The organism is Saccharomonospora saliphila YIM 90502 (assembly GCF_000383795.1).
Taxonomy (GTDB): domain Bacteria; phylum Actinomycetota; class Actinomycetes; order Mycobacteriales; family Pseudonocardiaceae; genus Saccharomonospora; species Saccharomonospora saliphila.
Genome location: NZ_KB912641.1, coordinates 25,550 through 30,002, shown reverse-complemented (window position 1 = coordinate 30,002; position 4,453 = coordinate 25,550). Strand labels below are relative to the sequence as shown.

4 protein-coding genes and 1 pseudogene are annotated in these 4,453 nt (G+C 72.1%); 3 read left to right on the top strand and 2 right to left on the bottom strand.

Annotated features, from left to right (window positions below):
* The 3 genes from SACSA_RS26695 to SACSA_RS0107790 form a co-directional block, all read left to right on the top strand.
* The coding region (locus SACSA_RS26695) for a hypothetical protein (protein ID WP_232212879.1) at positions 1-191 on the top strand (191 nt) is incomplete at its 5' end.
* 184 nt (positions 192-375) lie between these two features.
* The gene (locus SACSA_RS0107795; RefSeq protein ID WP_019814820.1) at positions 376-2,292 is read left to right on the top strand and encodes an EAL domain-containing protein; all 1,917 of its coding nucleotides are present in this window, start codon (positions 376-378) and stop codon (positions 2,290-2,292) included.
* A 5-nt stretch (positions 2,293-2,297) separates the two neighbouring features.
* Positions 2,298-2,756: a peroxiredoxin gene (locus SACSA_RS0107790; protein WP_028661663.1), complete on the top strand. Its 459-nt coding sequence runs from the start codon at positions 2,298-2,300 to the stop codon at positions 2,754-2,756.
* A 30-nt stretch (positions 2,757-2,786) separates the two neighbouring features.
* On the opposite strand, the gene SACSA_RS0107785 is transcribed toward SACSA_RS0107790, so the two are convergent.
* Positions 2,787-3,695, bottom strand: coding sequence for an LCP family protein (locus tag SACSA_RS0107785; RefSeq protein WP_048876551.1), 909 nt, complete (start codon positions 3,693-3,695; stop codon positions 2,787-2,789).
* A 406-nt stretch (positions 3,696-4,101) separates the two neighbouring features.
* Positions 4,102-4,453: pseudogene (locus SACSA_RS25880) on the bottom strand (hypothetical protein); the annotation flags it as partial.

The following is a 4,453-nucleotide window of genomic DNA, read 5'->3' as shown; positions in this document are numbered from 1 at the left end:
CGCTCCCGTGTCGTGCCGGCTCGGCCCGCGCGGGCGGAGCCGGCCACTCCCGGGCGATGGCGCGCCGGGACGCGCGGCCGGTATTCTCCGGCTATCGGGTCCGCTGGGGCTACGTCTCGTCGTCCGTGCCCGTCGACGGGTTCCCGTCCGACCGCGCCCGGCGACGGACCACGCAGGACTACCGACCGTAGCGTCAGCGGTCCACGAACGAGTGAACTAATGACCCTTCCAGGCGCTGGACATGATCAGCACCACATGGTGCGGTGGCAGAGCCGCGACGAGGGGCCGAGTGTGTCCGCGCCCGTGGGACAGCCCGATCGGCGAAAGGAGCGGAGGGCATCAACGACTGGACAGCACGAGCGTGTGAGGTGGAGCGTGCCCCATCCTGGTGACTCACCCGACCCTGCCGACGTCGCGCACCGGTGGGCGGCCCACCTCATCGACACACACGCCGGGAACCCGGGCCCTCTCGCGCCCTCCGACGTGGACGGTGCGCCGCACGAGCGCGTCACCGTGGACCGCGACACCCTCGAACAGGTCCTGCTCTCGGTCGCCCGCGAGGCCGACGGGCACGCCCGGCGGGCGGCCGACGCCGCCACCCGCCGGTTCACCGACCTCTACTCCGTCTCCCCCGTCGGCATGGTGCTGTGCGACCCGGACGGCGTCATCCGCGACGTCAACCCGGCGCTGACTCACCTGCTCGGGTTCGGCGCCGCCGACCTCGAAGGGCGCCCACTGTCCGCGCTCGCCGCCTCGGACGCCGACGCGGCGACCCTCGCAGACGCCGTCGAGCGGCTCGCACTGCCCGCGCGCAGACCACGCCGTGAGCGGCTGACCGTCCGCCACGCCCGGGACGAACCCAGGCGCGTGCGGGTGACCGTGACCGCGCTCACGGGTGACACGGAGGGCAGTGACCACCCGGTGCTGCTCGTCGAGGACCTGAGCGAGTTCGACCTGCTCAGTGAGACCCTGCGTAAGCAAAACACGCGGGACCCGCTGACCGGCCTGCCCAATTCCTACCACTTCGACAACCAGATCGACACCACGCTCGGTGCCGGTGAGGCCGCCCGGATCGCGCTGGTCTACCTCGACATCGACGGCTTCAGGGTCGTCAACGACGGTCTCGGCCCCGGCGCGGGGAACTACGTGCTCCAGCACGTGGCCCGGAAGCTGGAGCGGCAGTTCGCCGTGCACGACCCCGTCGTCGCGCGGCTCTCCGGCGACGGCTTCGCCGTCCTGATGCGCGGCGAGTTCACCAGCGCCGAGATCATCGACCTGGTGGAGGACGCGACCGCCGAGCTGGCCGAACCCGTCTACGTGGACGGCACGGGCGTCGGTGTGGGGGTCAGCGTCGGGATCGTGGTGACCCGGCCCTCGGGGCGCACGCGGGAGGACCTGCAACGCGCCGCCGAGATCACGCTGCACCGGGCCAAGGAGAACGGCAAGGCTCAGTGGATGCTCTTCGAGAGCGACCTGGACGAACAGGACCGGCGCCGGTACGCGATCGGCGCGGGCATCGGCGGCGGGCTCGAGAACGGCGAGTTCACGGTGCACTACGAACCGACCGTCACCTTCCACGACGACCGGGTCGCCGTGGTCAACGCGGTCCTGCGCTGGAACCACCCCGAGTACGGACTGCTCGGGCCGGACGAGTTCGGCGCGCTGGCCGACACCACGGGCATGACAGCGGCCCTCGGCGACTTCCTGCTCACCCGCGCGATGACCGACGCGGCGGCCTGGCACGACGAGTTCGACACCGCTCCGGACCTGTGCGTGCGGTTGCCCACCCGGTTCGCCATCGACCCGAACCTCGTGCGCATGGTCCGCACCCGGCTCCGGGAGACCGGCATGCCCGCGGGCCGGCTCCGGATCTGCACCGACAGCGCTGCGGTGTCCGACCCGCGCGGTGAGGTGCTGGAGACCCTGTCGGTGCTGGCGGATTTGGACGTCAAGGTCACCCTGGCGGTGGCAGGCACGGCCGACCTCGACCTCGTGCGCACCCACCACCTGCCCGTCGGGTTCGTCATCCTCTGCGGCCCGCTGGTCGACGCGCTGGGCGCCGACACCGACGCCGCCGCCCGCGCCCAGCGGCACGTGTCCGCGCTGCTCGACCAGGCGGCCTCACTCGGCATCGGCCGGGTCGGCGCCGACGGCGTGCACACCGCCGAGCAGGCCGAACGGCTGCGCGCGCTCGGCGTCGTGGCCGGGCGCGGCAAGCAGTTCGGCGAGGAGGTCGACATCGACGGCCTCCGGGCCCTGCTGTCCGGTCCCGGACACGACGCGCGATCATGACACCGATGAAGCAGGGAGAACACGCGCCGGACTTCACACTGCCCGACGACCGCGGCAGAAAACGCCGACTGTCCGACTTCCTGCGAAACGGCCCGGTCGTGCTGTTCTTCTACCCCGCGGCGATGACCCCGGGGTGCACCGCGGAAACCTGCCACTTCCGCGACCTCGCCACCGAGTTCGCCGAGGTCGGCGCCCAGCGTGTCGGCATCAGCGCCGACCCCGTCACCACACAGCGACGATTCGCCGACACCCACGGCGTGGATTTCCCGTTGCTGTCCGACGGCGACGGCGAGGTCTCCGCGCTGTTCGGCGTGCGCCGCCCGATCGGCCCGCTGCGGACCAAACGCCACACCTTCGTGCTCGACACCGATCGCACGGTGCTCGGCGTCATCCGCAGCGAGTTCCGCATGTCGGTCCACGCCGACCGCGCACTGGACCTGCTGCGGTCGCGGGCGGCGCGCTGACGGCACGCCGCCCGCGACCACCCACGGCCGTCACTGGGTGATCAGGCTCTCCGGGATCGGTGTGTCGCCGCGCAGCGCCTCGAACAGGGCCTCGGACCGGCCCGGGTCCCACTGCTCGGCCGAGGCCGAGGTCACGGGCACGGTGGTGGTGACCACCCCGCCGTCCCCGATCCCCCGCATGGCCCAGGCCAAGCCGAGCAGGTGGTGCAGATGGTCGTCGGTGTCCAGGATGAGCGCGTCGGCCACACCGCCGATCAACGGGACCGTGGCGAACGGATTGAGCAGGGTCGCGGGGCTGGCGATCTCACTGGCCAGCGCGCCGATGAACCGGCGCTGGTTGGCGACGCGGTCGAGGTCCGAGCGCGGTGTGGCCTCGCTGTAGCGCATGCGCACGAACCCGAGTGCCTGCCGCCCGTCGAGAGTCTGCGTGCCCTGGGGGATCGTGATGCCGGTCTTGGTGTCGTGCATCCGCTCCGGGATGTCCATCTCGACCCCGCCGACCGCGTCGACGATGCCGGCGAAACCGCCGAACCCGATCTCGGCGTAGTGGTCGAGGCGCAGTCCGGTGGCCTGCTCGACGGTCCGGGCGAGCAACGGCGCGCCCCCGAACGAGAACGCGGCGTTGATCTTGTTGACGCCGTGTCCGGGGATCGGCACCCGGGAGTCCCTCGGCAGGCTCAACAGCGTCGCGGGCGTGTCGTTGTCCGGGATGTGGGCGATCATGATGGTGTCGGTGCGCTTGCCCCCGGTGTCGCCGGTGGACAACTCCGACTGCTGGTCGGCGTCGAGCCCCTCCCGGGAGTCCGAGCCCACGATCAGCCAATTGGTGCCCTCGGCCGCGGCGGGCCTGCCGTCGTAGTCACCGGGCAGCGCGTCGATCCGGTTGATCGAGAACTCCAGGTAGGTCCACACCCCCGCCAGGAGCAGCACGACGACCATCAGCAGGCTCAACGCGACCTTGCCGAACGAGAAGCGCCGACGTCTCGGCCGCTGCCCCCGTGGACGCCCGCCCTCGGGCGGCGGCTGCCGGGGTGGCTGCGGCGCTACCCGTGTCGGCTGTTGCGGGCGGCCCGGTGCGTGCCGGGCGCGGTCACTGCCGGGCACCGGCATCATCTGCGCACGCTGGTGCTGCCGGGGGCCTCGCGGCGGTGGCCGACGGCCCGGGGGTGGCGGCCGGTGCCCGCCCTGCTGCCCGCCGTGCTGTCCGTAGGTCATCACGCGTCTCCTGCTCCGCCTCGGCCCTGTCGCGGCTACACCTAACCGCATGCCTCACCCGGGAGGACGCGTGGTCCCCGGTTCCGGTTGTGTCGACCACCCGACCGGGGCAACACCCAACTCCCGGTGCTCACAGCGGGACACGCACCGCGTCGTCCCCGGACGCCGCCCACAGGCGTGCCAGCGGCGCCCGCTCGGGCACCAGCCCTGTGGTCTGGAGCGCGACGTCGGCGGCCAGCCGGTGCCACAGCGCGGGTCGGCGCAGCATCGCGTGGCCCTCACCACCGATCTCGAAACGGACAAGGGCTCGGGCGTGCGCCCTGGCACGCCGCGCGTAGGCCAGGGAGTCCTCCACCGAGGTCACCTGGTCCAGCACGGCGTCGAGCACCGCGAACCCGACATTGCCGCACGCCACGGCATCGCGCCCGGCCTCACGCAGGATCGATTCGAGCATCGACACCGTCGTGGTCTTGCCATTGGTC

Bases quoted from the DNA above. Each gene is read 5' to 3' on its own strand.
- SACSA_RS0107790 (WP_028661663.1), top strand. From the start codon at position 2,298: ATGAAGCAGGGAGAACACGCGCCGGACTTCACACTGCCCGACGACCGC.
- SACSA_RS0107785 (WP_048876551.1), bottom strand. From the start codon at position 3,695: ATGGTCGTCGTGCTGCTCCTGGCGGGGGTGTGGACCTACCTGGAGTTC.